This is a genomic window from Microbulbifer elongatus (assembly GCF_020524885.1).
Taxonomy (GTDB): domain Bacteria; phylum Pseudomonadota; class Gammaproteobacteria; order Pseudomonadales; family Cellvibrionaceae; genus Microbulbifer; species Microbulbifer elongatus_A.
On the sequence record NZ_JAIVKJ010000004.1, the window covers coordinates 235,876 to 260,705 of the forward strand.

Annotated in this window: 20 protein-coding genes; 5 read left to right on the plus strand and 15 right to left on the minus strand. The window is 56.5% G+C overall.

The features are described from left to right. The first annotated feature begins 298 nt into the window (after positions 1–298). Genes tsaD through folK form a run of 3 tightly spaced genes read left to right on the plus strand, consistent with a single transcriptional unit; the run spans position 299 to position 2,243 of the window. Positions 299–1,339, plus strand: a complete 1,041-nt coding sequence (tsaD, locus tag LC059_RS15405; protein ID WP_226704758.1) for a tRNA (adenosine(37)-N6)-threonylcarbamoyltransferase complex transferase subunit TsaD — start codon at positions 299–301, stop codon at positions 1,337–1,339. 34 nt (positions 1,340–1,373) lie between these two features. Further along, complete coding sequence (gene folB, locus LC059_RS15410; protein ID WP_226704759.1) at positions 1,374–1,742, plus strand: dihydroneopterin aldolase; 369 nt, start codon at positions 1,374–1,376, stop codon at positions 1,740–1,742. A gap of 3 nt (positions 1,743–1,745) precedes the next feature. Next, positions 1,746–2,243, plus strand: coding sequence for a 2-amino-4-hydroxy-6-hydroxymethyldihydropteridine diphosphokinase (folK, locus tag LC059_RS15415; RefSeq protein WP_226704760.1), 498 nt, complete (start codon positions 1,746–1,748; stop codon positions 2,241–2,243). Between the two features lie 16 nt (positions 2,244–2,259). On the opposite strand, the gene LC059_RS15420 is transcribed toward folK, so the two are convergent. The 8 genes from LC059_RS15420 to LC059_RS15455 all read right to left on the minus strand — a co-directional run bounded on the left by LC059_RS15420 (position 2,260) and on the right by LC059_RS15455 (position 10,626). Continuing rightward, complete coding sequence (locus tag LC059_RS15420) at positions 2,260–3,174, minus strand: dienelactone hydrolase family protein (RefSeq protein WP_226704761.1); 915 nt, start codon at positions 3,172–3,174, stop codon at positions 2,260–2,262. A 237-nt stretch (positions 3,175–3,411) separates the two neighbouring features. After that, entirely contained in the window at positions 3,412–4,524 is a 1,113-nt protein-coding gene (locus LC059_RS15425) for a type 1 glutamine amidotransferase domain-containing protein (RefSeq protein ID WP_226704762.1), read from the minus strand. Between the two features lie 90 nt (positions 4,525–4,614). Continuing rightward, positions 4,615–5,880, minus strand: a complete 1,266-nt coding sequence (locus LC059_RS15430) for a sensor histidine kinase (protein WP_226704763.1) — start codon at positions 5,878–5,880, stop codon at positions 4,615–4,617. Further along, positions 5,870–6,559: a response regulator transcription factor gene (locus LC059_RS15435; protein ID WP_226704764.1), complete on the minus strand. Its 690-nt coding sequence runs from the start codon at positions 6,557–6,559 to the stop codon at positions 5,870–5,872. The genes LC059_RS15430 and LC059_RS15435 overlap by 11 nt, the downstream gene beginning before the upstream one ends. A 103-nt stretch (positions 6,560–6,662) precedes the next feature. After that, complete coding sequence (locus tag LC059_RS15440; protein ID WP_226704765.1) at positions 6,663–7,775, minus strand: NADH:flavin oxidoreductase; 1,113 nt, start codon at positions 7,773–7,775, stop codon at positions 6,663–6,665. Between the two features lie 233 nt (positions 7,776–8,008). Continuing rightward, positions 8,009–8,584: a phosphoribosyltransferase gene (locus LC059_RS15445; protein WP_226704766.1), complete on the minus strand. Its 576-nt coding sequence runs from the start codon at positions 8,582–8,584 to the stop codon at positions 8,009–8,011. Between the two features lie 34 nt (positions 8,585–8,618). Then, positions 8,619–9,344, minus strand: coding sequence for a pteridine reductase (locus tag LC059_RS15450; RefSeq protein WP_226704767.1), 726 nt, complete (start codon positions 9,342–9,344; stop codon positions 8,619–8,621). 55 nt (positions 9,345–9,399) lie between these two features. Next, on the minus strand, positions 9,400–10,626 hold the full coding sequence (locus tag LC059_RS15455; protein WP_226704768.1) for a multifunctional CCA addition/repair protein: 1,227 nt from the start codon (positions 10,624–10,626) through the stop codon (positions 9,400–9,402). Positions 10,627–11,122: 496 nt separating this feature from the next. Between LC059_RS15455 and LC059_RS15460 the strand changes: the two genes are divergently transcribed. Further along, positions 11,123–11,686 carry a helix-turn-helix domain-containing protein gene (locus LC059_RS15460; RefSeq protein WP_226704769.1) on the plus strand — a complete coding sequence of 188 codons (564 nt, stop codon included), beginning with the start codon at positions 11,123–11,125 and terminating at the stop codon, positions 11,684–11,686. 75 nt (positions 11,687–11,761) lie between these two features. On the opposite strand, the gene LC059_RS15465 is transcribed toward LC059_RS15460, so the two are convergent. From LC059_RS15465 to LC059_RS15475, 3 genes are all read right to left on the minus strand, one after another. Continuing rightward, entirely contained in the window at positions 11,762–13,324 is a 1,563-nt protein-coding gene (locus LC059_RS15465) for a SpoVR family protein (RefSeq protein ID WP_226704770.1), read from the minus strand. Beyond that, on the minus strand, positions 13,324–14,604 hold the full coding sequence (locus LC059_RS15470; protein ID WP_226704771.1) for a YeaH/YhbH family protein: 1,281 nt from the start codon (positions 14,602–14,604) through the stop codon (positions 13,324–13,326). Before LC059_RS15470 ends, LC059_RS15465 begins: the two co-directional genes overlap by 1 nt. A 249-nt stretch (positions 14,605–14,853) precedes the next feature. After that, positions 14,854–16,776: a PrkA family serine protein kinase gene (locus LC059_RS15475; protein ID WP_226704772.1), complete on the minus strand. Its 1,923-nt coding sequence runs from the start codon at positions 16,774–16,776 to the stop codon at positions 14,854–14,856. Between the two features lie 403 nt (positions 16,777–17,179). Between LC059_RS15475 and galE the strand changes: the two genes are divergently transcribed. Next, entirely contained in the window at positions 17,180–18,208 is a 1,029-nt protein-coding gene (galE, locus tag LC059_RS15480; RefSeq protein ID WP_226704773.1) for a UDP-glucose 4-epimerase GalE, read from the plus strand. A gap of 81 nt (positions 18,209–18,289) precedes the next feature. Here the strand turns inward: galE and pulA are convergent, their stop codons facing one another. From pulA to pdxA, 4 genes are all read right to left on the minus strand, one after another. After that, positions 18,290–21,754, minus strand: coding sequence for a pullulanase-type alpha-1,6-glucosidase (gene pulA / locus LC059_RS15485; protein ID WP_226704774.1), 3,465 nt, complete (start codon positions 21,752–21,754; stop codon positions 18,290–18,292). A gap of 343 nt (positions 21,755–22,097) precedes the next feature. Next, positions 22,098–22,922 (minus strand): symmetrical bis(5'-nucleosyl)-tetraphosphatase, encoded by an 825-nt coding sequence (locus tag LC059_RS15490; protein ID WP_226704775.1) that lies wholly within the window; start codon positions 22,920–22,922, stop codon positions 22,098–22,100. Between the two features lie 12 nt (positions 22,923–22,934). Continuing rightward, entirely contained in the window at positions 22,935–23,753 is an 819-nt protein-coding gene (gene rsmA, locus LC059_RS15495) for a 16S rRNA (adenine(1518)-N(6)/adenine(1519)-N(6))-dimethyltransferase RsmA (protein ID WP_226704776.1), read from the minus strand. Between the two features lie 72 nt (positions 23,754–23,825). Further along, positions 23,826–24,827: a 4-hydroxythreonine-4-phosphate dehydrogenase PdxA gene (gene pdxA, locus LC059_RS15500; RefSeq protein WP_226704777.1), complete on the minus strand. Its 1,002-nt coding sequence runs from the start codon at positions 24,825–24,827 to the stop codon at positions 23,826–23,828. Between the last annotated feature and the right edge of the window lie 3 nt (positions 24,828–24,830).

Here is a 24,830-nt window from a genome sequence, read left to right on the forward strand (position 1 = left end):
ACAGCGAGGGCGCAAATTCTATACAGATGAACTGGCCTTCGCAAGCCTGCCGGTGCATTCGTTTTTGCACCTTGCGGGCTTTTCCGGCGCTGGAACCGGGCTATAGCGCCGGCTGGTAACTATAGTCGCTTTGACGGTCACCGCTCTGGGCTGTGCCCGGGTAGAGCTCCGGGGTAAATCTCCTTAGAAGGAGATGGCTCCACAGAGTATGATAGCGCCCCTGAAACCCGGTCAGAAGCGGTCATTTGTCCGTTATTTGTATTCTGCCGGACGCTTATGCTGAGGATCCTTGAAGCCCGTGCGAGTACTCGGAATAGAAACCTCCTGTGATGAAACCGGTGTTGCCCTTTACGACAGTGAACAGGGGCTGCTGGCGCACACCCTTTACAGTCAGGTAAAGCTGCATGCGGACTACGGTGGCGTGGTGCCGGAACTGGCCAGTCGCGACCATGTGCGCAAATTACTGCCTTTGGTTCGCGAAGTTCTGTCCCAGAGCAATTCCACCCCCGACGATATCGATGGTGTGGCATACACTGCCGGCCCTGGGCTGATCGGCGCTCTCATGGTGGGGGCCTGTGCTGGCCGTGCCATGGCCTATGGTTGGGGAGTGCCCGCGATCGGTGTGCACCATATGGAAGGGCATCTGCTGGCGCCTATGCTGGAGAAAAATCCACCGGCGTTTCCATTCGTGGCCTTGCTGGTCTCCGGCGGCCACACCCAGCTTGTGGATGTGCGGGGCCTGGGACAGTACGAGCTACTGGGAGAGTCTCTCGACGATGCCGCCGGCGAGGCCTTCGACAAGGCCGCTAAGATGCTGGACCTGGATTACCCCGGTGGTCCGCGTCTCGCGGCCCTGGCCGAGCAGGGCGACCCCCTGCGCTTTACCTTCCCGCGCCCCATGACCGATCGCCCCGGTCTCGACTTCAGCTTCTCCGGCCTCAAAACGTTTACCCTGACCACGGTACAGAAACACGCGCTGGAAGACGGCCTGCCGGACGAGCAGACCTGCGCGGATATCGCCGCGGCCTTTCAGGAAGCAGTGGTCGATACTCTGGTGATCAAATGCCGTCGCGCGTTAAAGCAGGCAGGGCGTAAAACCCTGGTGATTGCCGGCGGCGTGTCCGCCAATAAACTGCTGCGCCAGCGGCTGGAAGCCCGCCTGGCAGATGATGGCTGCAGCGTGTATTACCCGCGCCAGGAGTTCTGTACTGACAACGGTGCCATGATCGCCTATGCCGGTTGCCTGAGGCTCAAGGCCGGGCAGCGTGCGGACCTGGACATTGATGTGCGCCCCCGCTGGCCGTTGACCGAGCTGACTGGCGCCCTGGGCACTAAATAAGCGCCGCCTAAACACAAAATAAAGGAGACGGGTTTTGGATATCGTTTACATCCGCGATCTCAAGGTCGACACCATTATCGGCATCTACGACTGGGAGCGGGAAGTGCGCCAGACCGTCAGTCTGGATCTGGAAATGGCGTTTGATATCCGCGAAGCGGCGCGCACCGACAATATCGAGCATACCCTCAACTACAAGGCGGTAGCCAAGCGCCTGATCGGGTTTATCGAGGGCAGTGAATTTCTGCTGGTGGAAACCATGGCGGAACAGGCCGCGGACATAGTGCGCACGGAGTTCAATGTAAGCTGGTTGCGCTTGCGCTTGTCCAAACCCGGCGCGGTGCGCGGTGCGCGGGATGTAGGCGTAATCATTGAACGCGGCAAAAAACAGGCATCGGAGGTCTGAGCCATGGCAACCGTTTACCTGAGTCTCGGCAGCAACATTGATCGCAACAAACACCTTAGTGCTGGCTTGGACGCGCTGGTAGAGGCGTTTGGGGACCTGAAAATGTCGCAGGTGTACGAAAGTGAAGCCGTGGGCTTCGACGGCGACAATTTCTATAACCTGGTGGCTGCTATCGAAACCGACCTGCCCGTTGGTGAATTGGCGCTAAAGCTGCGAGATATCGAGGACGAAAATGGTCGCTTGCGCAGCGGTCCCAAGTTCAGCGCGCGTACCCTGGACATTGATATCCTGACCTATGACGATCTCAGCGGTGAAGTCGACGGTGTAAAACTGCCGCGTGGTGAGATCCTCAAGAATGCTTTTGTGCTATTGCCGATGTCTGAGCTCGCGCCGGAAACTCTACATCCCGTCACAGGTAAAACATACCTGCAACTGTGGGATGAGTACGATCAGGATTCACAGAAATTGTGGCCGGTGGAGTTTGATTGGCCCGCCGCCTAAAACAAGCTGTGGGCGCCTACAGTCGATTAACCAGTGAGTTGATGTAATCGGCTGGAAGGATGTGACCTCCTGCAAAAATCAGGTGCTCCTTCTCCCTGCTTGCTATCGCACTGTAGAGGCGTTGGTTCTCTTCCGGCGACGCAAATTCATCATCGCTCGCGGTAATCAGAAGCACTGAGGGTTCCGCAATACGTGAGGCAAGATTCTTTGGCGCGACGGACGCCGTTTTGTCATCCAGGTGAGGGGGGACCACCGCGATGATTCTGTTTATCTGTACGTCGAGCCCTCCGGTCAGCAGAGCGATCTGCGCGCCCATGCTATACCCCACCAGGTTGAGGTTGTTATCGTCCAGATTGTCCTGGGCGCGAATCCAGTCGATAAGAACACGGTAATCCAGGACGGTATCCCGAATCATCGCTTCATAGTCGGTTTTGTCGCCAAAAAAATGGAGGTCTCGCATGATTGAGGCGAGTGGCTTGTTAGGGTCCTTTCTGGTGCCGTGGTAGCGAGCGTCGATGGCTACCACTACATAGCCTTTATCAGTGGCGGCGCGGGCAATCTCGTTGACCCGGGTTATTGTAGGGCGCCCCTTGAATGCGTCCGTCCACCAGCGCAGGTAGCTCCTGCCCATTCCAGAGATGCCGATCAATACCGGGTAGCTTTCCTGCTCTACCGCTGGGTAGCTGATTCTTCCGTTGACCACGGCACCGTCAAAACTCCGGTAGGAGAAAGAGAACTGACCTTCGCCAATGTCTTTTAAGGTCATTTCAATATCTTCCGGCGCTTGGAACCTGTAGGAATCCAAAATTTCTTGCTGTGGTATCGGCTGCTCTTTTAATGCAAAAAAGACATACCAGAGTAAGGTGAGTGTGCACAAAGCTAGCCCTGAAAGTGCACATGCTTTAGCGGGTTTAGAAAATTTTTTGTTCATAACGAATACCTCCTAATTGATGGAGGTACTCTACAAGGTGGTTGGTGAAATCCAGGTGAAAATCGCAAGGATTTCAGGTCGACTTTGTGCCGAGCGGAAATATCCTCAAGAACGCCCTTGTGTAGCTGCCATTCTCGGAGCCTGCCCCACAAGCCGCATATCCAGTTGCGAAGCAAGCCTGTCAGTGGCCCTGAAAGGGCTACCCAAAAGCGTTCCGGAAACTCTGACCCGTGCCTTTCAGCTGGCCGTAAGGCTAGCGTCGGTCGCACTGGGTTTCGCGCTGGCAAGAAGTCGCACGAGGTCCAGTGCTTTCTTCGGCTCTCCCATCATGGTCGCTACAATAGCGTGCATGGCCAGTAGACGTCGGTCAATCGCTTCCTCATCACCTTCTGTATTCTGCAAAAAAACCTGCAGCGCTTCATTGGCTGCGCCGTGGCCTTTACTCTCATAGGTCAGGAGTATTTCCACGGTTTTTTCGGTTTCCGTGATTGTACGTGGTGCGGGTGCATAGCCCAGCGCGCGTACCATGGCCTCGGTGACGTGCCATGACGACCAGGGGTTTTGTCCGGTGATCAGGTGGTTATCGACGCTGACCTGGTTGAGGTAGAGTGGGCCTTTATCGAACACTGCGCCATTATCGCGCAAGCGGGTTTCCAGCAAGAAAGGGAATACCTGTTCGGCATCCGGTATCAGGAACAGCTCTTCGTCATTGGTGAAACTGCTGATGCGACGCCCGTCGAGAAAAGAAGAACCGGAATCGAGAGTGATATCCACCAGCGCGGCCGGGCCGTGGCAGACTGCACCAATCACCCCGTCGTTCTCATGCAGTGCAACAACCAGGTCCCGAATGGCTGGGTTACCCGGGAAATCAAACATGGCGCCTTTGCCTCCAACGAAGAAGATGCCTGCATAGTGATCCGCGATTACGCTGTTCAGTGGAATGCTGTTGCGCAGCTTTTCCATTGCTGCGTCATCGTTGAGAAAGGCGTATTCGAACGGCCCCATATCATCATTGTCCATCACCGCAGGCGGTTCTCCTCCCAGTGGACTGGCGATATCCACGGCAAAGCCATTGGCACTAAAGACGTAGTAGGGGCGCACAAGTTCGGTGAATTCATAGCCGGTTTTTTTGCCGGTGTCGCCGAGTTCGGAAGCGCTGCTAACAACTACGAGTATACGTCCGCGTGGTTTTTCTTCGGGAATCTGAGCAAGATAGGGGACGTCTGCGATGGTAGTCCGTGCCAGCGCTTCGTGATCGGGTGCCGGTGGTATAAGGCTTTTTAGCCAGAAGACGGTGCCGAACAAAATTGCTGCGGTGCAAAGAGTGGTTGCCAGTATCTTTTTGAGCATGGTGGATCTCCTTTGTATGGTGAGGAGATCTTGTCTGACATGAGGTGAAGGGCGGGTGAAATAATGGGCCTAACTTGATTAAACGAGGCGTTACTTACCGTTGTTGCCCGACACAGGAAATATCGAAAGCGAAAATTTGCCGTTCTCGCAAGTACAAGAAAAGCGCCAGCCCAGAGCGGTAAATATTCTGCTGGCCAGGTAAAGGCCCTGCCCAAAGCCCTCGCTGTCCGGTCCCCGCGCGCCGGTATTAAACAGCGAATCAGTGCTGAAGTCCTTCATTACAGGGTTTTCGAAAATAAGTACGCCATCCTCGTGGCGAATCTCTAACGCGGGATGCGATGCATGCTGGGTGGTATTGTCGAAGAGAATATCAAGCAGTGATGCCGCAAGGTGTGGATGTCCCAGTACCGGTAAAGTGTCCGGTAGCCTTACGTCCAGTTGGAAATCTGGACGCATGGTGATCTCGCGACGCGCGAGCAGGCGTTCTTCCACAAGTGGGCGCAGGTCGAAGCTTGACTGTTCGAAGGACTCGGATCGCGCCAGCGCTAACAGCGTGCTGACCGTTCTGTTCATTGTCGCCAAAATGTTGCCAAGCTCGCGAGATTCTTCCATGCCCAATCCTTGATCGCGCGCAAGGGCCAGGGTATTGCTGGCGATGGCGAGGTTTGTGCGCAGTTCGTGACTGACATCGTGAGTGAACTCGGCTTCTCTCTGTCGCGCTTGTTTGAGTTCGTGCACGTTGCGTTGCAGGGTGCGCGCGAGAAAGCCGATCTCATCGTGGCGGCTACTGGTGCTCAGCGCTAGCTGTGATTGGCTCTTTGCCTGTGACTCAACCTCTCGCGCAAGGTTGAGGATGGGGCGAATGGCGGTCGTTACAAGCCGGTAGGCAAGCCACAATGCAAGGAAAGTGGTGAGCAGAAAGGCGGATAATGGCAGCCAGATCAGATGGTCTGACTGGCTGGAAACGGTGAGCAGGTTGCCAACTTCAGCGGCAAGTATTGCATTGGTGCCGGCTGAGAGTTCATGCAAATGAAAATGTTGGTGGCCGTCAACAAAGTATTCGGCTCTGCGTTGTTCTCCAGCTAATGCGGTGAGGAAATCTTGCGGGGTTTCGGTGGGCGATGAATAGAGGGTAAACATTGGGAGCCGCGGGCTGGGCAGGGTGCCGTGATCGCGAAATGACTGCTCGATGTAGCGCGCCTCTTCATTGATCAGGTTTTCGAGCAGCTGGTCTTCGATGACATAGGCCGTGACCAGCCCTATACCGGAATAAATCAGGCACAGCAGCAGGGTAAAGCCACCGAACAGGGTGAACACTTTACGTTGCAGGTTGCTACGGGGTGATTCAGTGCGCATTTGGTTGCTCCAGCTGGAAGCCGATACTGCTGATGGTGCGCAGCATGGGTTCGGGAAACGGGCGATCCAGTTGGCGTCGTAGACTGTAGATATGCGATTTGAGGGCATCGCTGTCCGGTGGGTTGTCGCCCCAAATGCGATGGCTCAGTTCACTGCGACTGAGTGGCTCCGGGTAGGCGCAGGCGAGCTCCCACAGAATATTGAATGTGATCGTGGTGAGCTTTAGCGGTTCTCCGCTTCGAGTCGCCTCGCGACGACGCCCGGAAATGCGCAAGGCGCCGATACTAATCTCATCATTGCGATGGAGTTCCCGGCGGCGTGCAAGCGCTTCGCAGCGCAGGGCGAGTTCGCGCGGGTCAAATGGCTTGCAAAGATAATCGTCTGCACCCGAGTGAAAGCCTTGCGCCTTGTCGGCAAAGGCATCGCGGGCGGTAAGCATCAGTATCGGGGTGGCGACGGGTGACTGCTGGCGCAGCTCGCGGCAAACCTCGATGCCGTCGATATCCGGCAGATTCAGGTCCAGCAGAATCAGATCGTAGATTTCTGACAGGGCCAGTTGCAGGCCGAGTTGTCCACAATTGGCGAAATCCACTTGCCAGCCGTGGCCCTCCAGGAACTCACCGGTCTGGCGCGCGAGCGTAGGATTGTCTTCTACAAGAAGAATTTTGAGTCGGTTCACCGGCAGCCGCCTGTCCACATATCCGAGTAAGTGGACATTGTGACAAGCTGCCGGTGAATTTGAAGTGAAATATGCCGAAGCTGAATTTCGGTCTGGATATTTATCAGCTCAGACTTGCCAGTGCCTCCTTGGTAAACGGCACAATCTCTTCTTCGCGGCCTTGCATCATTTTCCGCAGCCAGTTCGGATCCTGCAGCAGCGCGCGGCCCACGGCGATCATGTCGAACTCGTTGCGCTCCATGCGACGCAGCAGTTCATCGATACCTGTGGGGTTGGCGGTGCCACCCATGCCCTGGTTGTTGCCGCCAATAAAGTCGTCATCCAGGCCAACGCTGCCCACGGAAATAACCGGCTTGCCCGTGAGCTCCTTGGTCCAGCCCGCCAGGTTCATATCAGAGCCTTCGAATTCCGGCACCCAGAAGCGGCGTGTGGACGCGTGGAAGATATCCACACCGGCGTCGACCAGCGGCTTCAGGAAGCGCTCCAGTTCAGCCGGGTTGTGTGCCAGCCGGGCTTCGTAATCCTGCTGTTTCCACTGGGAGTAGCGCAGCACAATGGCGAAGTCTTCGCCGACCGCATCGCGCACCGCTTCCACAATTTCCACCGCAAAGCGTGTGCGATTCTCCAGCGAGCCGCCGTACTCGTCGTCGCGCACATTGGTGCCTTCCCAGAAAAACTGGTCCACCAGGTAACCGTGGGCACCGTGAATTTCCACCCCGTCGAAGCCGGCTTGTTTGGCCGCGCGCGAGGAATCGGCAAAGGCTTTGACCGTGTCGCGGATATCCTGTTTGGTCATGGTGTGCCCGTTGGGCTTGCCGGGTTTGAACAGGCCAGAGGGGGAGTGGGCCGGGTAGGACTTGTCCGGGCCGGTTCCTTCTTTGCGCACCGCGCCCACGTGCCATAGCTGTGGAATGATCTGGCCGCCGGCTTGGTGCACCTCGTTCACGACCTTCTTCCAGCCGGCCATGGCTTCGTCGCCGTAGATGGCCGGAACCTTCTCGTAGCCGTTGGCGGCGGGGTGCCCAACAAAAGTGCCTTCGGTAATGATCAGGCCCACGTCACCTTCGGCGCGGCGGCGATAGTAGCCTGCCACCTGATCATTGGGCACATAGCCCGGGGAGGCAGTTCGGGTCATGGGGGCCATGGCCACGCGGTTGCGCAGTTTCAGGGATTTGTGCTCGAACGGGCGCAGCAGGCTGTCCAGGGAGTGGGTCATTGATGGCTCCGGTTTGATGTTGCACTTAAATAATGGCTATTCAGGCGGAGCACTTTAACGCGTACCCAATGGTCAGGGGATTATCTTAGGCGTAAAGGGGATTGATATTTTCGGTCTCGGGGGAAAGGTAGTGGGAGAAGGTGTTGTTGTAGGAGCTTGCTTGCAAGCGAACAGTTCGGAGTGCTTGATCGTTCGCCTGCAAGCAGGCTCCTACTGGGGGAGCTCTGGGGTGGTCAGTCGCCGTTTTTAAGCGTGCGCAGCAGCACCTCGTGTTTGCGCAGTTCCGGTTTGTTTTCCAGGATTTCTTCCTCACTCAGCCCTTTCAGCTCGTGGGGAAACACCAGCCACTGGTCGGTTTCGTGCAGGTAGTAGTGCGGTTCCATATCCGTCTGGTTGCGGCTGGGTTTGAAATAGGGGCAGGCGATGCGGATTTCCGGGGTGTTTTTCTTGCACGCCTTCTGCATATCCTTGATGGCCTGCTGAATGCTCAATCCCGTATCGTACACATCGTCCACGATCAGCATTTTTTCATGGGACTCCACCTGTTTGATCAGGTAGGTCAGTCCGTGCACCTTCACATCCTTCTGGCGCTGGTCGACACCGTAGTAGGACGACGTGCGAATTGCGATGTGGTCGGCGTGGAAACCGAGGAAGTCGAACATCTCCTGCACCGCAATACCGATGGGGGCACCGCCGCGCCATACGCCGACTATGTAGTCCGGGCGAAAGCCGCTTTCGACCACCTTCAGGGCCAGGGAGTAGGAGTCGTCCAGCAGGGACTGGGCGGAAATAAACTGTTTTTCGCTCACTGCATTACCTCGAGCTTCGAATGGCGGTTCAGTTTCAAATGTTCAGGCTGCGACCGCCATCTACGGCGATAACCTGACCGGTGATATAGGGGGCGTCTGTAGCCAGGAAGCGCACCGTGCGTGCGATGTCTGACGGGTCACCGCTGCGCTGCATTGGGATGCGCCCCAGTATCTGTTCCTTGTTATAGCCTTCACTCTCCTGTTCCGGCCACAGAATCGCACCGGGTGCCACGGCATTGACCCTTACATCCGGTGCCAGCTCTAGCGCCAGGCTTTTGGTCATCATCACCAGGCCCGCCTTGGCGGCGCTATATACGGTATGCGCGGGCATAGGCTTTTCTGCGTGGATATCGGCGAGGTTGATGATACAGCCCTGTCGACTTTTCAGGGCCGGCACCAGCGCCTGGCTGAGAAAGAAGGGCGCCTTAAGGTTGCTGCCCATCAGTTCTACCCACTGTTGCTCGTCAGCGCCGCCAATGGGGGTGGGGTAAAAGGCGGAGGCGTTGTTGACCAGTAGTGTAATTTCATCAAAGCAGGCGAGGGCCGTCTCTGCCAGTTGCCGGCAATTGTCGACGCCGTCCAGGTCGCTTTGCACCGCCTGCGCGGATTCGGCGCGTCGGCTATTAAGTTCCTGGACCAGTGCTTCGGCGGCCTGCTGCGAGTGGCGGTAGTGCACCACAATATTGTGGTCGCGATGCAGTTCTTCGGCGATCGCTCGGCCCAGGCGGGCGGCGGCGCCGGTAATCAGGGCGGTGGCCATTTTGATGATCCGGTCAGTGTGAGTGGGGATGTTCAGGGCGACGGTGTTGTCAGTGTTAAATGGGCTTGCCGTAGGTGTTTTTCAGTTCGGTGATGGCATTCAGGCGTGCCCGGTCGAGCGCCTTTCCCAGTTCAGCCCCCTCGAACCCTTGTGCAATCAGCGCCTGCGGATCCACATTGGCGGCGGCTTCGCGAACAGCGCGCAGGTAGTCTGCCTGTGGGTATTCCCGATCTTCCAGGCCAAGGCGGCCGCGGGCATCCGCCTCACAACTTTGTAGGAACTGTTCAAATCGTTCCGGCCTGCGCAGGGCATCGAGGGTGCGCAGCATTTTCAGCAGGGTATTGGGGCGCAGCTCTAAGGCCTTGTGGCAGTGCAGATGGTATTCACACACGCCGAGCGACAATGCAGTGATGGGGTTAGGTACACGCAGCCGTCGGCACACATCCTTCACCAGCGGCAAGCCGGCGGACTCATGGCCGCGGTGGCTGGGTAATACGTCATCCGGAGTAATACCTTTGCCGAGGTCGTGTACCAATACCGCGAAGCGCACTGGTAGTTCGGCCGGGGCCTGGCGCAAGGCGCGCAGCACATGGTCACCGGTATCAATTTCCGGATGGTGCAGCTCCGGCTGGGGCACACCGAAGAGGCGGTCTACCTCCGGCAGCAATACTTTGAGGGCGCCACATTCCCGCAGGACCTCAATAAAAACATCGGGTCGCGGCTCGGTCAGCGCTCGGCTGACCTCCTTCCATACCCGCTCGGGGACCAGGTGTTCTACCTCCCCTGCATCCACCATGCCCCGCATCAGCGTCATGGTTTCATCCGCTACGGAAAACTCCAGCGGCGCATAGCGGGCAGCAAACCGCGCCACGCGCAGAATACGCAGGGGATCTTCACTGAAAGCGGGAGAGACGTGACGGAGCTTGCGGGCTTCCAGATCCGCCCGGCCGCCATAGGGGTCGACGATGTTGCCGTCTTCGGTCTCCGCCATGGCATTGACGGTAAGGTCGCGGCGCTGAAGGTCCTGTTCGAGGGTGACGTCGGGACTGGCGTAAACGGTAAAACCACCGTAGCCGTGACCACTTTTGCGCTCGGTGCGGGCGAGAGCGTACTCCTCGCCGCTGTCGGGGTGCAGAAACACGGGGAAGTCTTTGCCCACGGGACGGAAGCCATTGGTCAGCATCTCGTCTTCCGTGGCGCCGACTACGACCCAGTCGCGCTCATGCACGGGGCGCTGAAGCAGCTGATCGCGGACGGCGCCGCCCACCAGGTAGCATTTCATGGCCTTAATCCCAGGCACGATATGGTCGTGACGGCGAAGGGTATGGAGGCGGGTGTGGCCATAAGAGCTGCTGAACCTGAGTCGGTTCCGCCAAAAATGGCGAAGGATCAGGTAAATAGTAGGAAATTTAAGTGGCGGGAAGATAAAAAAAAGGCCCCGAAAATACAAGGGGGCCCAGGGTCTTAGGGTATTCGTGAAGAGAGAATCCCAACAAGCTCGTATGCGCCTGGATGCCCCATATATCTGTAGTTGGTTACAAAAGGCTACAGAGTCAGGGCAGATAGCGCTTGTTACAGATGGTTAAATGACCTATCGCAACATAAATCCCATTGTATTTAACCTGACTTAGCTGTCAACCGTGGCAATCAAACTTTTATTGAGGGATGTGCCAGTTGGTTCGTTAAACATATATAGGCATGGAATTAACGCCTGTTTATTTGGTTTAATTCAGCATAATTAATAACGAAATGCGCGATTCGTGGGGGATAGTAATAAAATGAGCGAAGTGCATGTGCTCACTACCGGGGAAGCCGCCCGGTATTGCGGAGTGAATTTTCGTACTGTAATCCGTTGGATTGAACGCGGTCAGCTGAAGGCGTACAAACTTCCCGGGCGCGGTGACCACCGCATCTGTGTGGAGGACTTTGTTGCTTTCCTGCGTGATAACGCCATGCCGGTGCCTGCGGAGCTGGGCAGTGCCACGCGCAAGGTGCTGCTGATGGCGGATTCTCCCGAACTTGCCGCCAGTCGTCCGCTGTTGCAGCAGGCTGGGGTGGAAGTGGATATTGCCGGAGACAGCTTCAGTGCCGGAGCGATGCTGGTTACCAGCAAGCCGGCGATGTTGGTGCTGGATACCAACTTGGAAGGCGTCAATGGTTTCCAGGTTCTGGATACCCTGCGCTCCCGCAGTGAGTTTGCATCCCTGGGGGTGCTGGTGATCGCGCCGAGTGGTGAGGTGAACCAGCAGCGCTGGCTCGACGCCGGGGCAGATGCCGTGGTTGCCGCCAATTGTGACCGCAATGAACTGGTAGGTCGTATCAACTTACTGTTGGACGCCTGATCCGTTCAAATTCCGGTTACTGACAGGGTGTCTGTTCGAGGCGCCTGATCACCAGGCTGGGGCCACAGGCCGATCTCAGATCGGCTTGGGTACCAGCATGGACTCTTCATCTTCCGATCGATCCCTACCCAGCTCCGGGCAGTGGAAACTCGCGGTGATCTCGTCGCCATTCAGGCTGTGAAGGTGCACGTCAAAGCCCCACAGGCGATGCAGGTGTCGCAGCACTTCGCTGGTGTCCTTGCCCAGTGGCCTGCGTTGGTGCTGGGTATGGTGCAGCGTGATGGAGCGGTCGCCGCGGGTGTCGACGGAGTAGACCTGAATATTTGGCTCTCGATTACCCAGATTATATTGCCCCGCCAGCTTGGCCCGGAGCTCCCGATAGCCTTCCTCGTTGTGAATGGCTCCCACCTCAATCTCTTTTTCCCGATCGTCATCGGAAATACAGAAAAGCTTCATATCCCGCATCACCTTGGGTGACAGAAACTGCAGAATGAAACTCTCATCCTTGAAATCCCGCATCGCGAATTGCAGGGTCTCTTTCCAGTTGCTGCCGGCGATGTCCGGGAACCAGGCCCGATCTTCCTCCGTCGGGTTTTCACAGATCCTGCGCAGGTCGGTGAAAATACTGAAGCCAAGTGCGTAGGGATTGATACCGTTGTAGTACGGGCTGTCGTAGGGCGGCTGATAGATGACGCTGGTGTGGCTCTGCAAAAACTCCAGGATAAAACCATCGGTCACTTTGCCACGGGCGTGCAATTCGTTGAGCAAGGTGTAGTGCCAGAATGTGGCCCAGCCCTCGTTCATTACCTGAGTCTGGCGTTGCGGGTAAAAGTACTGTGCCAGTTTACGCACAATGCGCACCAGCTCCCGCTGCCAGTTTTCCAGCAGCGGCGCATTCTTTTCAATGAAATAAAGGATGTTCTCCTGTGGCTCTTCCGGGAACCGGTGCTGCTGCGCCTGCTCCTCGGCGTCGCCCATTTTGGGAATGGTTCGCCACAGGTCGTTCAATTGCCGCTGGCGGTACTCTTCGCGCTCTTTTTGGCGGCGCTCTTCCTCGTGTGCGGAAATAGGGTAGGGGCGCTTATAGCGGTCCACCCCGTAGTTCATTAGTGCGTGGCAGCTGTCCAGTAACGCCTCCACTTCGTCGACACCGTGTCGCTCTTCGCAACGCGCGATATAGTTTTTCGCAAATAACAGATAGTCGATGATACTGCTGGCATCGGTCCAGGTGCGGAAAAGGTAATTACCTTTGAAAAATGAATTGTGCCCGTAACTGGCGTGGGCAATGACCAGCGCCTGCATGGTCATGGTGTTTTCTTCCATCAGGTAGGCAATGCAGGGGTTGGAGTTGATCACAATTTCATATGCCAACCCCATGAGCCCGCGCTGGTAATTATTTTCCACGCTGATGAACTGCTTGCCGAAGGACCAGTGGTTATAGCCTACCGGCATGCCCACCGATGAGTAGGCATCCATCATCTGTTCGGAGCTGATGACTTCTATCTGATTGGGGTAGGTGTCCAGGCCAAATTCCTTGGCCAGCAGCGCGATTTCCCGGTCGTACTCCTGGATGAGTTCGAAAGTCCACTCGGAAGTGGTGGAGATGGGCTGCTTTGTGTTGATCGCTGTATCGAGCATCAGGCTGCAACCTTTTGGGTAAATAACTGGCGGAATACCGGGTAGATATCCCCTACATCGACAATCTGCTCCATGGCAAAGTGCTCCGGGAACACCTGTTCCACACTGCGGTATTCATCCCACAGCGCCTGGTGGTCTCTTGGGGTGATTTCCACATAGGAGTAGTACTGTACATGGGGCATGATGTCGTCGATCAGAATTTTATGGCAGGTGCTGGAGTCGTCGTTCCAGTTGTCGCCGTCTGACGCCTGAGCACCGTAAATATTCCATTCACTGGCCGGGTACCGCTCGCGCATGATGTCGCGCATCATTTTCAGTGCGCTGGATACTATGGTGCCACCGGTTTCGCGCGAATAGAAAAACTCCTGCTCGTCCACTTCCTTGGCGCTGGTGTGATGGCGGATGAATACTACTTCCGTGTATTCATAACTTCGCTGCAGAAACAGGTACAACAAAAGGAAGAACCGCTTGGCCATATCCTTGGTGGCCTGGTTCATGGAGCCTGATACGTCCATCAGGCAGAACATGACCGCTTTGGAGCTGGGACGTGGCTGCTTCACCAGCAGGTTGTACTTGAGGTCGAAGTCATCTAGGAAGGGAATGCGCTTGATGCGACTTCTCAGGTCTTCCACTTGCAGGCGCAGCTGGTCAACCTTGCGTTGATCGCGCAGGGCGGGATCCTTGGTTTCCTCTTGTTCCAGCTCTTTCTCTAGCAGTTTCAAATTGCGACGTTTGCCGCCGCTGAGCGCAATCCGGCGTGCGTTGGCTGCGCGCATCGAGCGCACTACATTGAGCCTCCCGGGTGACCCCTCATTGCAGAAGCCGGCGCGGACGACCTGGAAGGAATCATTGCCTGCCAGTTTGCGTTTGACCATATTCGGCAATTCGAGTCCCTCGAACATGAAGTCGAGAAATTCTTCCTGGGAAATCTGGAATACGAATTCGTCCATTCCCTCGCCGCTGTCGCTGGCACCACTGCCGCCGCTACCCTGTCCTTGGCCCTGCCCAGGTCGGGGAATGCGGTCGCCGGTAACAAATTCTTTGTTGCCAGGCAGAACCTGTTCCATATGGCCGCCGCGGCCATTGGAGAAAATGGGTTCATTGAGATCTCGGGTGGGAATGCTGATCTTTTCGCCGTTGCCCATATCGGTGATGGAGCGGCTATTCATGGCTTCGCCGACGGCTTTCTTGATGTGAGACTTGTAGCGCCGCAAAAAACGCTGACGATTGACGGTGCTTTTCTTTTTGCCGTTCAGGCGACGGTCGACGATGTAACTCATAGTACTGCCTTATATTGCTTTGCCATGCCAATCAGAGAATCCGACATGTTCGGCAATCTATTCCAGCCTGAATATCCACAGGGCTGGAAGGGTTGTCTGAAGGCCCTGCCACCGGTGGAGCTCTTCGAGACTGTCCGTCGGGGGGGGCCGACGGACAAGCCCCCAGGGATGGGTTTACGGCGTGTCTCGAAGAGCTCCACCGGTGGCAGGGCCACCACCGCAAGACTTCGAGACACAAATCCCTGACGATTACTGGGATTTCCTTACTCGCAGATACCACTCGGAAAGGAGGCGTACCTGCTTCTCGGTGTACCCCCGCTCGACCATGCGTGCGACAAAGTCGGCGTGTTTCTTCTGGTCATCGGCTGAGGCCTTGGTGTTAAAGGAAATAACCGGCAGCAGGTCCTCGGTGTTGGAGAACATTTTCTTCTCAATAACCGAGCGCAGCTTCTCGTAGGATCTCCAGTCCGGGTTCTTGCCCTGGTTGCCGGCACGGGCGCGCAGAACAAAATTGACGATCTCGTTGCGAAAATCTTTGGGGTTGGAAATGCCCGCTGGTTTCTCGGTTTTTTCCAGTTCCTCGTTCAGGGCTGCGCGGTCGAGAATCTCGCCAGTTTCCGGATCGCGGTATTCCTGGTCCTGAATCCAGAAATCCGCGTAGGTCACGTAGCGATCGAAAAGGTTCTGGCCGTACTCTGCGTATGATTCCAGATAAGCGGTCTGGATTTCCTTGCCAATAAACTCTACATAGCGCGGAGCCAGATATTCCTTGATAAAGCCCAGGTAATTCTCCTGAACTTCCGGTGGGAACTGCTCCTGTTCGATCTGCTGTTCGAGCACGTAAAGCAGGTGAACCGGGTTGGCCGCCACCTCCGTCGCGTCGAAGTTGAACACCTTGGATAGGATCTTGAATGCGAAACGGGTCGAGAGGCCATTCATGCCCTCGTCCACACCGGCGTTGTCGCGATACTCCTGAATCGTCTTCGCTTTGGGGTCGGTGTCCTTCAGGTTTTCACCGTCGTACACACGCATCTTGGAAAACACGCTGGAGTTTTCCGGATTCTTGATACGCGAAAGTACCGAGAACTGGGCCAGCATGCGCAGGGTGTCGGGCGCGCAGGGAGCTCTGGAAAGCGAACTGTGCTCCAGGAGTTTGTCGTAAATCTTGATCTCTTCTTTTACCCGCAGGCAATAGGGCACCTTGACGATGTAGATACGATCAAGGAATGCCTCGTTGTTGCGGTTATTGCGGAATGATTGCCACTCGGATTCATTGGAGTGCGCAAGGATCACACCGTTGAAAGGAATCGCGCCCAGCCCCTCGGTACTGTTGTAGTTACCCTCCTGGGTGGCGGTCAATAGTGGGTGCAGCACCTTGATCGGCGCTTTGAACATCTCCACAAACTCCATCAACCCCTGGTTGGAGCGGCACAGGCTGCCGGAGAAACTGTAGGCGTCGGGATCATTCTGCGGGAAATCTTCCAGCTTGCGAATGTCCACCTTGCCCACCAGGGAGGAAATATCCTGATTGTTTTCATCACCGGGTTCCGTTTTGGCGATGGCAGTCTGGTCGAGGATGGATGGACGGACTTTTACAACCTTAAACTTTGTAATATCGCCGTTGTACTCATGAAGGCGTTTTACCGCCCAGGGCGACATGATGGTGTTCACGTAGCGGCGGGGTATGCCGTAGTCCTCTTCGAGTATCTGGCCATCTTCAGAGGGCGAGAAAAGGGCAAGGGGAGATTCAAATACAGGCGAACCTTTGATGGCATAAATGGGCACCTGCTCCATCAGTGCCTTGAGGCGTTCTGCGAGGGAGGATTTACCGCCACCTACCGGTCCAAGGAGATACAGGATCTGCTTCTTCTCTTCCAAACCCTGCGCAGCGTGGCGGAAGAAGGAAACGATCTGCTCGATGGCCTCCTCCATGCCGTAGAATTCGCTAAACGCCTTGTAGCGCTTGATCACTTTGTTGGAAAAAATGCGCGAGAGTCGTGGATCGCGGGAGGTGTCAATCAATTCGGCCTCACCGATGGCCATCAGCATACGCTCTGCGGGTGAGGCATAGGCACTGCGATCGTTTTTACACAGTTCCAGGTATTCCTGGATAGTGAGCTCTTCCTCCTGGATCGACTCATAGCGCTCCAGATAGTGATTGAATATCGACATGGTTTACGACTCCCTGTAGCGTACCGCGTCAGTAGCTGGCCTCCTGCCTTGGAGTACCTACTGCGCTGCAGCGTGTGATGATCGCGAATACATCTCGCAACGAATGCTGAAAAGCGCTGACGCGCGAGAACGCTCTCTTTATACCTATTGATTGCGCGACGATGCTGCTGTCGCAACAGGGGGCCTGCTATCAGGTCCCGCACTTTCAGGATAGTCAGCGCTACGGGCTTCAATGGAAGATAGGTTCAAGATGGGTTGAAAAGGCTGTCAGTTTTGCGAAGCCGGTTTACGGCGTAGAATGCGTCCCACAAAGCGGTGGCCGGCCCGCGTGGGCGATGATCGCAGTGCCGTGTGGCTACTTTTTCACCATAAGCGGCAGTGAATACAACAAAACAGGAAGATTATGAAAGTTTTGGTAACCGGCGGGGCCGGCTATATCGGCAGCCACACTTGTGTGGAACTGTTGGCGGCGGGCTTTGAGCCCATAGTGGTGGATAACCTCTGCAATAGCAGCGAGGAGGCGCTGCGTCGCGTTGAAGCCATCAGTGGAAAATCCATTCCGTTCCATCTGGTGGACATTCAGGATGCGGCTGGTCTGCGGGAAGTATTCCGTCAGTACGATATTTCTGCAGTGATTCATTTTGCCGGGCTTAAGGCTGTTGGCGAATCTGTTTCCCAACCGCTGCGGTATTACCAGAATAATGTTGCGGGCACCCTGACCCTGTGTGAAGTGATGGAGGAGTTCGGCGTACACCAGCTAATCTTCAGTTCCTCCGCCACCGTATACGGTGACCCGGAAACGGTTCCGATTCAGGAAGATTTCCCCACTGGCGCCACCAATCCTTACGGTGCCAGCAAGCTGATGGTGGAAGATATCCTGCACGACGTGTGCAAGGCGCCGGGTAATCAACTGAAGGTCAGCCTGCTGCGCTACTTCAACCCTATCGGCGCTCACGAGAGCGGCACCATTGGCGAAGACCCCGCCGGTATCCCCAACAACCTGCTGCCCTATGTGGCCCAGGTGGCAGTAGGGCGTTTGCCTGAGTTGCAGGTATTTGGAGATGACTACGATACGCCCGACGGTACCGGCGTACGTGACTATATCCACGTAGTGGATTTGGCTCGCGGTCATCTGGCGGCACTGAACAAGCTCGGCAATGCGGATACTGAAGCCGGGTGTTACACCTACAATCTGGGCACTGGCCGCGGCAGTTCGGTTCTTGAAATCGTGCGGGCTTTTGCCGAAGCGGCAGACAGGGAGATCCCCTACAAGATTGTCCCTCGTCGTCCGGGCGATATCGCCGAGTGCTACGCCGACCCAGCGTATGCGGAAAGCCAGCTGGGCTGGACGGCGGAATTTGATCTCAAGCGCATGGTAGAGGATACCTGGCGCTGGCAGTCGCAGAATCCACAGGGTTACGCAGAAAAATAACCCTGGTGAATGCCAAAAAATACAGCAATAAAAAACCCGGCAGAAGCCGGGTTTTTTATTGCCTGAAAGATGGCTTAAAGATTAGAAGCGACGGCGACGCAACAATGCAGCGGCGAGCAGGACCAGTAGTGCAAAGCCGGTGGCACCCCCGTTGGATCCGTTGTCTTCATCCTCCTGGTCTTCTCCCTCGTCTTCCTCTTCAACCGTGATAGAGCTGTCGTCCGCTCGCGAAAGAGTGAAGACTGCAGTCGTTCGCGCGGGAATGGTGAACACACCTGCCTCTACAGAAGCCTCGGCCAGAGCCGCATCCGCTGACTCCTGCTGTACCGCATGCAGCGCAAATGGCAGATCTGCGGCCGACTCCAGAGAGAACGCCTGGACTTCAGCACTGCCATTGAACAGTACCAGGATCTGTGAGGTGTCCTCATCGTAATCGCCGACCGGATCATTCAGATGCATAACAATCAGGCCGGGGATCTGCTCCGGACCGGTGTTGGCAAACGAAACGACTGACTGTACCGCCTCCTTGGTGGGCAGGCGGAACAAGCCGCTGCTGGCGCGAATCTGCAACCACTCTTTGAATACCGCCAGAGCAAACTCGCGATCGGATTTCTGCGGGGCAATGTCCGGATTTGCTAGCAGCGGTGCCATCAGGGCCCACTTATCCTCATTCTTGTCCGCAATCGGCAGGCCAGCGGCCCAGTTGTCGGTTTCGAGTGAGAAGTCGAGGGCATTGAACCAGTCACCGGAGTTGTAGCTGTCCCGATCCATGGATTTGGAGCGCAGGATTTCCTGGCCGGCATGGATAAACGGTACACCCTGGGCGAGCATCACCAGCGAGTTGCTGAAGTTTTGCAGGCGCACGCGGTCAGCCAGGCTGGTGGTGCTATTGGCCTTGATCTGGATGCCATCGAGCAGGGTCTCGTTGTCGTGCGCGGCAACATAGTTGATCGACTCCTGCGGGTCCCCGGTGTATCCAGTGGGCTGGCCGTTGTACAGCAGCTCCGCGCCGGTCAGTTCGGTGCCATCGGATGTCTCAAGCACGTAGTCCGCAAGGTTGCCCGCAAGACTGATGCGTACCTTGTCTGCCAGTGTCAGCAGCGTAGCGCGTTCGTCGTCGCCGCCGAATTTGCCGTTGCTGTCTGTGAACAGTCCGGTACCGAAGCCCTGTTCCTCGAAGCCGCCAAACGGATTGCCGCCGCGCACGGAATCGCGCAGGCGGTCGTTAAAGGTTCCCACGCCGGTATCGGCCATGTTTGCCTGGCGAGCCTGAATAAAGCGTGCATCGTTCTCGACTTCGCCAAAATTCCAGCCTTCGCCGTACAGGTAGATGGAAGAGCCATCCACGCCATCCGTCTCGGTGGTGAGGGCCTCAAGGTCTGCGGCAACATTCAGGATGTTTTCCTTGCTGTGATGCCCCATCAGGTCAAAGCGGAAGCCGTCGACTTTGTAGGCCGTGGCCCAGGTCTTCATGGAATCGCGCATCAGCTTTTCCATCATGGTGTGCTCGCTGGCGGTGTTCGCACAGCAGCTGCTCATTTCCACTGCGCCCTCGCCATTGCGGCGGTGGTAATAGCCGGGAACAATCTTGTCGAGAATGGAGTTGTCGTACTGGGCAAAAGAGCTGGTGTGGTTGTACACCACATCCATCACCACCCGCAGTCCCATATCGCTGAGAGACTGAACCATTTCGCGGAATTCGATAATCCGCTGCACACCGTTCGGGTCGGTGGAGTAGCTGCCTTCCGGTACGGTGAAGTGCAGTGGGTCATAACCCCAGTTGAAACCATCCTCATCCCGGATCGCATTTACCGCGGCCTGCTGCTCGGTGCTGTCCGCAGCGTAGACGCTGATGTCTTCGGTAGTTTTGAGTGCGGAGCGATCCTCATTCACGGTGGCGAAGTCGAACGCCGGTAACAGGTGTACATGGGTGAGGCCGGCTGCCGCTAGCTCTGCGAGGTGCAGGCTGCCGCGACCGTCTTCGGCAAACGCCGCGAAAGTGCCACGCGCCGCTTCACTGACCATATCATCCGCAATGCTGAAGTCGCGCACGTGCAGCTCGTAAATGGAGATGTCTTCGGCGGCCGACAGCGATGGTTTCGTTACCGAGTCCCAGCCCTCTGGCTTCAGGTCCTCATCATTCAGGTCTACGATTTGACTCTTGTAGGAATTGGTAGAAAGGCTGAGAGAGTAGGGGTCAGAAACCCAGTTGTTCTCGATCTCCCGCGTTGCATAAGAGTAGACCTCCACCTCGTACATATAGAACTTGCGATCCCAGTCGATGCTGGTGGAGGCGGTCCAGACGCCGTTGTCTTCGGTCATCTCCACGTGTGTGGTGGGTTCGTACTGGTCGCCAGTGTTGAACAGGTGCACCTTGACTGATTTGGCGGTCGGCGCCCACAGCGCAAATTCGATGGCATCTTCGGCAACAGTTGCGCCGAGGGTGCCGTCGTATGCGAAAGCCGCATCCAGCAGGCCAGGCATCTGAATACCGGTGGCGTCGACGATTGCACCTTCGGCATCAAAAATGGCAATCGCCAGCTGGCCTTTCACCAGGGCGGCTATGTCCGCGCTTGCAGGTACAGTAAATGCGGTGGCATTGGCCAGGTGTGGAAATTTGCCGAGGGTGGCTGCGGAGGCGCCACTTGCGTTTAGCGTCAGCGCTACTTCAACATCGCCGCCTACTCCCTCTGGCCCAAGGGTGAGCGCGGCGCTTTCGCTCGCTACCAGTTTTGCGCTGCCACCTTCAGGCAGGGAAACCGGCCATAAAATGGTGCTGCCATCCACCCAGTGCGCCTTGTCGGTGCTCAGGTCGCCGCGCGGCACGCCATCGGTGCTGACCACAACACTTTTGGAATTGCTGTCAAACGCAAAGTAAACATCTTTACCTGCTTCAACAGTGAACTCGATATTGTTGCCGTTTTGACCGTAGCTTTCGTCCCACCCCTCATTCAGTGCGGCTTTCATTTGATAGGTGCCAGCCGGGATTTCACTGGTGATAAAGGTGTAGACACCATCGCCGTCCACATCTTGCAGCCAGCTTTGCAGGCAGTCCGGCTGCCAGTCACCTGGACACCCCAGTTCGCTCTGGAAATCTCCCGCTGCGGTAACGATGGTGTGCCGTAAGTTATCTGCAATCCAGTTAGATTCGTGGTCGTAAATAAACTTAACCACTTGCTCGGCGGCTACATTCAGTGAAATGTTGCCGCCATTTGCGTCTGCATATGCGCCATAGTTCTCATCCCAGTTACCGTTGATCGCGACTTTATATTCGTAGTCGCCCGCGGGCAGCGTGTAGGAACCCTGCCAGAGATCATCGTTGGCGTCATAGGTCAGTTGTGACGCTTCGCAGGCTGGATCCCATTCTCCACCGCAACCGATTGCAGGCTGGATGGTGCCGGGAATATTGGCCATGGAAAGCTCGGAGTTAGTACTTGCGTGAGCGGCGCTGTGGGTAGCGGCGGCGATGGCCAGCGCCAAAAACGAAGTGATTTGAGCGCGGCGGGCACGGCCGGCGTGCTCCCGCGTATGAGAGGATGCTTGCATGCTCGAAGACCTTATTGTTTCTATTATCGATTCTCTATCAGCCCGTTTTTTGATTTGTAGCGGGCTGGATCACCATCGTTACATGCGCCCCCCTCAAACCGACGGGTGGCTTAGTGCATGTACAAAAACGGAGTCTTGATTAGAGGTCAGGGGCTGACAAACAGCATCCCACCCACTGGGGGAGGAGAAAAAAGTAAAGGGGAGTAGTCGGGGGAGGAGGGCGCGATACGCTACCGATATGGGGCGATATTGGTCGATAGACAGATTGGCCGGCCGAGCTATTTTGCGGCAATCGGTTGGCAGGGTTCATTAACCTGCGCGTGAACCGCGCAGGCATTCGAGTTTATAGCGTGCAGTCTGTGCAATAAAAAGATTCGTCCTCGAGTTTCATCGCGGTGAGGTAACCACCCCACACACAGCCCGTATCCAGCGCGTACACGTTTTTGGTGTTCGCCTCTCCTTCCAGTGCTGCCCAATGCCCGAAGATAATCCGGTCATCTTTTGTCTTGCGGCTTTTGTAACTGAACCAGGGTTTGTAATCGTGGTGTGCGGCCAGCGGTCCCTGCTTGGTGACGAGATCGAGGGTGCCGTCCTCCTTGCAGAAGCGCATGCGTGTGAAATAGTTGGTGATGGAGCGCAGTCGCTCTACGCCAATCAGATGATCGCTCCACTTGTGCGGTTCGTTGCCGTACATGCCGAAGAAATACGCCTCCGCCATAGACGGGTCTTGGAGGGCGTGGTGGACCTCTCCCGCCAGCTCCAGTGCCTTGCTCATGCTCCAAATTGGGGGGATGCCCGCATGCACCATGGAAAAGTATTTGTTGTTTACCTTTTTGTGCACCATCAGTGGCTGTTTTTGCAGCCAGCTGAGTAGTTTGTCGGCATCTTTTGCGCGCAGTACTTCGGCGAGGTCATATTCCTTGTCGGTCAGGCGTTTGGCGCCGTGGGCGATGGCCAGCAGGTGCAGGTCGTGGTTGCCGAGTACGGCGGTCACCTGGCTGCGGTGCTCGTAGAGAAAGCGCAGGGTTCCGAGGCTGTCGGGGCCGCGGTGCACCATGTCACCCGCCAGCCACAGTTTGTCCTTGTCCGATTTGAAGCGGACTTTCTCCAGCAATTTTTGCAGTGGTTCCAGACAGCCCTGGATATCGCCGATTGCGTAGGTGGCCAAAGCGTTCCCCGTTTACTGCGACTTTTGTTGCTGCGGCGCAAGTGTGCTGCAGAAATTGGCGAGTTCCACATACTCTTTGACGCTCAGAGTTTCCGGGCGACGACTGGTGTCTACCGGTAACTGCTCAGGATCGAGATCCGGGAACAGGGGTTTCAGTGCGTTGCGCAGGGTCTTGCGGCGCTGTTGGAAGGCAACGCTAACAATACGCTCCAGCAGGTGTTCGTCCTCTGCCGGATACGGCAGCGTCTGGTGAGGCACCAAACGCACGATGGCGGAGTCAACTTTCGGGGCCGGACGGAAGGACTGCGGCGGTACCGGGAACAACCCTTGTACGCGGCAAAAGTACTGAGCCATTACACTCAACCGGCCAAAAGATTTGACTCCGGGCACCGCGCTCAGGCGGTCCACCACTTCTTTCTGCAGCATAAAGTGCATGTCCTGAATTTTGCCGCGAAAGCTCAGCAGGTGAAAAAGCAGTGGCGTGGAGATGTTATACGGAAGGTTGCCGACGATGCGTAGCTGTTCGCCGTCACCTGCCAGACTGCCAAAATCGAACTTCAGTGCGTCTTTTTCGATGATGGTGAAATCGGGGTAGCTACGGAATTTGAATTCCAGCATGGGGATCAAATCGCGGTCCAGCTCTACCGCAGTGAGTGAGGGGCACTTGTCCAGCAGCAGGGCGGTAATCGCTCCTTGGCCAGGGCCGATCTCTACCAGCTTATCGGTATCTTTAGGGCCAATCGCACGTACGATGCGCTCGATAATATTTTCGTCGACAAGAAAGTTCTGGCCGAAACGCTTGCGCGCTTTGTGTTGGAAAAAATTGTCCATGAATATGTTCGTTTGAATTGGATTAGCGCGCGCCACGTTCAGTTAAATTTGGCGCAGTTACCATTGGTTCAGTTAACAGTGACGCAGCTGAACCAGTTCGATGGCTTGGTGCATGGCGGCGATCAGGCTGCCGGTATCGGCTATGCCCTGGCCGGCAATGTTGAGCGCGGTGCCGTGATCCACGGATGTGCGGATAAACGGCAGCCCGAGGGTGATATTGATCGCGCGCCCGAATCCCTTGAATTTTAACACCGGCAGGCCCTGGTCGTGGTACATGGCCAAAACGGCGTCACAGCGTGCCAGTTGCGGCGGCGTAAACAGGGTATCTGCGGGCAGGGGGCCAATCAGATGCATGCCGAGGGCACGCAGAGTATCGAGCGCAGGTTCGATCACCTCGATCTCTTCCCGCCCAAGGTGGCCACCCTCTCCGGCGTGGGGATTGAGGCCGCAGACACCGATGCGGGGATTCTCGATGCGGAACTGGGTTTGCAGGCTGCGGTACAGGATGGTCAGTATCTGCTGTAGGGACTCCGCAGAAATGGCACTGCTCACTTCCTTGAGTGGGATATGGGTAGTCGCGAGCGCCACACGCAGGTCGTCGGCGGCGAGCATCATCACCACTTTTTCCACGCCTGCCTGTTCGGCAAAGAATTCCGTGTGGCCGCTGAACGGCACGCCGGATTGGTTAATCACCCCCTTGTGGACCGGTCCAGTCACTAACGCGTCGAAGGTGCGGTCTCTGCAGCCGTCGGCCGCTCGTTGCAGGGTTTCCAGCACATAGGCGCCGTTAGCGGTATTGAGCTGGCCGGGAGTGGCAGGGGCGGTCAGGGAAACCGGCAGCAGGTGCAGTGCCCCGGTTGGGGTGGCTTCGGCAGGTTGTGCCGGGTCAAACGGCAGCAGTTGCAACTGTTTTCCCTGCCGGGCAGCTTCCTGTTGCAAAAGTTCGGGATCGGCGATGGCGACAATTTGCGCCCGGGCGATATCCGGTGAGCGCCCGGAGCAGGCCAGTTTCACTGCCAGTTCCGGGCCTATCCCGGCGGGCTCGCCGGGGGTGAAAGCAATGCGTGGAGTCATCCG

What these genes read in the sequence shown, in the direction of transcription:
- LC059_RS15420 (WP_226704761.1), bottom strand. Translation starts at nt 3,174, where the DNA reads ATGAACAAAAAATTTTCTAAACCCGCTAAAGCATGTGCACTTTCAGGG.
- rsmA (WP_226704776.1), bottom strand. Translation starts at nt 23,753, where the DNA reads ATGGACAATTTTTTCCAACACAAAGCGCGCAAGCGTTTCGGCCAGAAC.
- pdxA (WP_226704777.1), bottom strand. Translation starts at nt 24,827, where the DNA reads ATGACTCCACGCATTGCTTTCACCCCCGGCGAGCCCGCCGGGATAGGC.
- folK (WP_226704760.1), top strand. Translation starts at nt 1,746, where the DNA reads ATGGCAACCGTTTACCTGAGTCTCGGCAGCAACATTGATCGCAACAAA.
- LC059_RS15470 (WP_226704771.1), bottom strand. Translation starts at nt 14,604, where the DNA reads ATGAGTTACATCGTCGACCGTCGCCTGAACGGCAAAAAGAAAAGCACC.
- LC059_RS15475 (WP_226704772.1), bottom strand. Translation starts at nt 16,776, where the DNA reads ATGTCGATATTCAATCACTATCTGGAGCGCTATGAGTCGATCCAGGAG.
- LC059_RS15460 (WP_226704769.1), top strand. Translation starts at nt 11,123, where the DNA reads ATGAGCGAAGTGCATGTGCTCACTACCGGGGAAGCCGCCCGGTATTGC.
- pulA (WP_226704774.1), bottom strand. Translation starts at nt 21,754, where the DNA reads ATGCAAGCATCCTCTCATACGCGGGAGCACGCCGGCCGTGCCCGCCGC.
- LC059_RS15430 (WP_226704763.1), bottom strand. Translation starts at nt 5,880, where the DNA reads ATGCGCACTGAATCACCCCGTAGCAACCTGCAACGTAAAGTGTTCACC.
- galE (WP_226704773.1), top strand. Translation starts at nt 17,180, where the DNA reads ATGAAAGTTTTGGTAACCGGCGGGGCCGGCTATATCGGCAGCCACACT.
- LC059_RS15425 (WP_226704762.1), bottom strand. Translation starts at nt 4,524, where the DNA reads ATGCTCAAAAAGATACTGGCAACCACTCTTTGCACCGCAGCAATTTTG.
- LC059_RS15440 (WP_226704765.1), bottom strand. Translation starts at nt 7,775, where the DNA reads ATGACCCACTCCCTGGACAGCCTGCTGCGCCCGTTCGAGCACAAATCC.
- LC059_RS15465 (WP_226704770.1), bottom strand. Translation starts at nt 13,324, where the DNA reads ATGCTCGATACAGCGATCAACACAAAGCAGCCCATCTCCACCACTTCC.
- LC059_RS15455 (WP_226704768.1), bottom strand. Translation starts at nt 10,626, where the DNA reads ATGAAATGCTACCTGGTGGGCGGCGCCGTCCGCGATCAGCTGCTTCAG.
- LC059_RS15450 (WP_226704767.1), bottom strand. Translation starts at nt 9,344, where the DNA reads ATGGCCACCGCCCTGATTACCGGCGCCGCCGCCCGCCTGGGCCGAGCG.